Annotated in this window: 4 protein-coding genes; 3 read left to right on the forward strand and 1 reads right to left on the reverse strand. The window is 64.1% G+C overall.

Features of this window, described 5'->3' with window-relative positions; all coding sequences use genetic code 11:
* Positions 1–57 precede the first annotated feature (57 nt).
* The 3 genes from pnuC (at position 58) to JV201_RS15185 (ending at position 2,798) form a co-directional block, all read left to right on the forward strand.
* The gene (gene pnuC, locus JV201_RS15175; protein ID WP_003215352.1) at positions 58–621 is read left to right on the forward strand and encodes a nicotinamide riboside transporter PnuC; all 564 of its coding nucleotides are present in this window, start codon (positions 58–60) and stop codon (positions 619–621) included.
* A complete protein-coding gene (locus JV201_RS15180) occupies positions 618–1,139 on the forward strand; it encodes an AAA family ATPase (protein ID WP_134327681.1) in 522 nt (173 codons plus the stop codon). The genes pnuC and JV201_RS15180 overlap by 4 nt, the downstream gene beginning before the upstream one ends.
* A gap of 141 nt (positions 1,140–1,280) precedes the next feature.
* The gene (locus JV201_RS15185) at positions 1,281–2,798 is read left to right on the forward strand and encodes an FAD-dependent oxidoreductase (RefSeq protein WP_219405648.1); all 1,518 of its coding nucleotides are present in this window, start codon (positions 1,281–1,283) and stop codon (positions 2,796–2,798) included.
* Here the strand turns inward: JV201_RS15185 and JV201_RS15190 are convergent.
* On the reverse strand, positions 2,795–3,371 hold a 577-nt coding region (locus tag JV201_RS15190), incomplete at its 5' end, for a gamma-glutamyltransferase (RefSeq protein ID WP_219405649.1). The two genes, JV201_RS15185 and JV201_RS15190, sit on opposite strands and share 4 nt — an antisense overlap.

Genomic DNA, 3,371 nt, shown 5'->3' on the forward strand with positions numbered 1-3,371 from the left:
CGCCGCTCCCACATTGGTTACAATCAGCGCCCTCTTCGACTCCCCCAAGGAACCGCCATGTCCGGGCTTGAACTGTTTGCCGCCGCCCTGGGGGTGATCGCTGTCTGGTTGACGGTTAAACAGAACCCGTGGTGCTGGCCCATCGGCCTGGTGATGGTGCTGCTGTACACCTGGATCTTCTTCGATGTGAAGCTCTACTCCGACATGCTCCTGCAAGTGATCTACGCCGCCCTGCAACTCTACGGCTGGTGGCAGTGGACCCGCGCCGGTGAGGTCAAGCAAGGCCGGCAAGTCACCAGCCTGGGCCTGCAACCGATCCTGCAAGGCCTGGCTGTGGGTGCTGTGGGCAGCCTGTTGCTGGGCGCAGCCATGGCCCACTGGACCGACGCCGCCCAACCCTGGCTGGACGCGGCCCTGACCGGCTTCAGCCTGGTGGCGCAGATGTGGATGGCGCAAAAACGCGTGCAGTGCTGGCCGTTGTGGATCACCGTGGATGTGATCTTCGTCGGGCTGTTCCTCTACAAAGGCCTGTACCTCACCGCCGCGCTCTACGCCTTGTTCACCGTGATCGCGGTGCAGGGCTGGCGTGAATGGCGCGCCGACCCGGCGTTGCACGCATGAAGGTGGTGGTACTGGCCGGCCCGGAATCCAGCGGTAAAAGCTGGCTGGCCGCCCAGTTGCAGGCACATTTTGGCGGGGTGATGGTGGGCGAATACGTGCGCGATTTCATCGACCACCACCAGCGCGATACCACCCTGGCGGATATCCCGGAGATCGCCCGGGGCCAGTTGGCCTGGGAAGATGCCGCCCGCGCCGCGCAGCCGGCGTTGCTGATCCTCGACACCAACCTGCTGACCAACAAGCTGTGGAGCCAGACCCTGTTTGGCGACTACCCGGCGTGGCTCGACAGCGAACTGCTCGCCCGCCACTACGACCTGCACCTGCTGCTGTCGCCGGAAGACGTGGAGTGGACCGCCGATGGCCAGCGCTGCCAGCCGGAGTTTGCCGATCGCCTGGCGTTTTTCCAGGCCAGTCGTGACTGGCTGGAGCAACATCATCTACCGCTACGGGTCATCCGTGGGGATTGGCAAGCACGCCAGGACCAGGCCTTTTCAGCTGTGGAACAACTGCTGGATTGACCGGCGGGGACGGTTTTCATGCACCGCTCGTTACGCATGGCCCACTTTCAACGCTCTGGCGCGCAGGGCTGAAGACCGGTTATCGGGTCAACGCAGTCCTCTACCCGGGGCACAGGTCAATCCTTAAAAGGAGATTGGCCTATGAACATGCGCATCGTTGCCCGCTTGATCAACTTGCCCGAAGACCGTGGCGTTCGTGTTGAAACCGCCGCCCATCACATCCTGCTGGTGCGTTCGGGTAGCGAGGTTCGTGCCTATCAGGCGGATTGCCCCCACGCCGGGGCGCCCCTGGAGCAAGGCGTGGTCTGTGACGGGAGGATCATTTGCCCGTGGCACAAGGCGGCCTTCCGGGTGGATGACGGCCAGGTCTGCGAGCCGCCCGCGCTGGTGCAGCTCAAGCAGTACCCGGTGGAGATTCACGACGGCGTGGTCAGTGTGGGCGACGAAGCACTGCCCTCGCCCGCTGCCCCGCACACCAACGATTCGCGCTGCTTTATCGTGATTGGCGCCGGTGCAGCCGGTTCGGCGGCCGTGGCCACGCTGCGCCGCAAGGGTTTCAGCGGCCGGTTGTTGTGGATCGACCAGGAACAGGACCCCGCCTACGACCGCACCGCCCTGAGCAAATTCGTCATCTGCGGCGAGATGCCGCCGCAGGAAACACCGCCCTTGCTGGACGAGGCCACCTGCCACGCGTCGCGGATCCACGGCGAAGTGCGCCATCTCGACCCTCAAGCCAGGCGCCTCGAGCTTGCGGACGGTCGCCATTTCGACTACGACGCCGCACTGCTGGCCACCGGCGGCGAAGCCAGGCCGCTGGATATTCCGGGCACCGTACTCAACAACGTGTTCGTGTTGCGCTCCCGGGACGATGCGGCGTGTATCGTCAAGGCGGCTCAACCGGGCTCGTGCGCAGTGATCATCGGCGACAGTTTTATCGGCCTGGAAGCCGCGTCCGCCTTACGCAAGCGCGGGTTGACGGTGCAGGTGGTGGGCCGTCACGAGATTCCGCTGGCGGCCCAACTGGGCAAGCGCATCGGTGCCTCACTGCGCCAATTGCATGAAGCCAACGGCGTGATATTCCACACCGCCAGCGAGCCTGCACGCCTGGAAGGCCACATGGACGTGACGACGGTGGTGCTGAAAAACGGCCACAGATTGGCCGCAGACCTGGTACTGATAGGCGTCGGCGTCACGCCTGCCACGGGGTTTGTCGAGGGGCTGGAAAAAGCCGAGGACCAGTCGCTGAAAGCCGATGCCGGTTTGTCTGTCGCGCCCGGACTATGGGCGGCGGGCGATATGGTGACCTTTCCATGGAACGGCCAACCCGTGCGCATCGAACACTGGCGTGTGGCGCAGCAACTCGGGGTGCTGGCGGCGCGCAATATGCTGGGCGCACAACAGGTGTTTGCCGATGTGCCGTTCTTCTGGACGTATCACTTCGGCAAGACCTTTGAACTGCTGGGCCACCCCCGCCACTGGAATCAGCTCCACGTGGAAGGCGACCTGCAGCGCCACGACTTCATCGCCCTGCTCTGCCAGGGCGACGAAGTGGAAGCGGTAGTTGCCTGTGAACATCAGCGGGCCATGGCGCTGCTCTCGCAACGCCTGAAGCACCCGCTGAAGAAGGCCGAGGTGCTGGAGCTGATCCGCGGGCTTTAGTAGCCCAGCGACAACCCGGTATTGCGCCGAGGGTCGTTGGCCCCATAGAAACGGTTATTGCCCACCGGCTTGCCGTCCAGGGACGGCGCGCCTACCAGGATCGCCGCCAGGTGGTTGGCGTCCTGCGGGCCGGCAAACTTGTGGCCCCAGCCTTCGAGGATTTTCTGGGTGTCGGGGCTCAGGGCAAAGCGTTCGATATTGGTCGCCTCAGGCAGCCATTGCTGGTGGAAGCGCGGGGCGTCCACGGCTTCCTGGATGTTCATCTTGTAGTCGATCACGTTGAGGATGGTCAGCAACGTGGCCGTGATGATACGGCTGCCACCCGGCGTACCCACCACCATCACCGCCTTGCCATCCTTGGTGACGATGGTCGGGCTCATGGACGACAGCGGCGTCTTGCCCGGAGCAATGGCGTTGGCTTCGCCCTGCACCAGGCCGTACATGTTCGGCACGCCGATCTTGGAGGTGAAGTCGTCCATTTCGTCGTTGAGGATCACCCCGGTCTTGCTCGCCATCACGCCCGCGCCGAACCAGTCGTTGAGGGTGTAGGTCACCGAGACCGCGTTGCCCCAA

The sequence above is a fragment of the Pseudomonas sp. Colony2 genome, from assembly GCF_019382755.1.
Taxonomy (GTDB): Bacteria; Pseudomonadota; Gammaproteobacteria; order Pseudomonadales; family Pseudomonadaceae; genus Aquipseudomonas.

Bases quoted from the DNA above. Each gene is read 5' to 3' on its own strand.
- JV201_RS15180 (WP_134327681.1), top strand. From the start codon at position 618: ATGAAGGTGGTGGTACTGGCCGGCCCGGAATCCAGCGGTAAAAGCTGG.
- JV201_RS15185 (WP_219405648.1), top strand. From the start codon at position 1,281: ATGAACATGCGCATCGTTGCCCGCTTGATCAACTTGCCCGAAGACCGT.
- pnuC (WP_003215352.1), top strand. From the start codon at position 58: ATGTCCGGGCTTGAACTGTTTGCCGCCGCCCTGGGGGTGATCGCTGTC.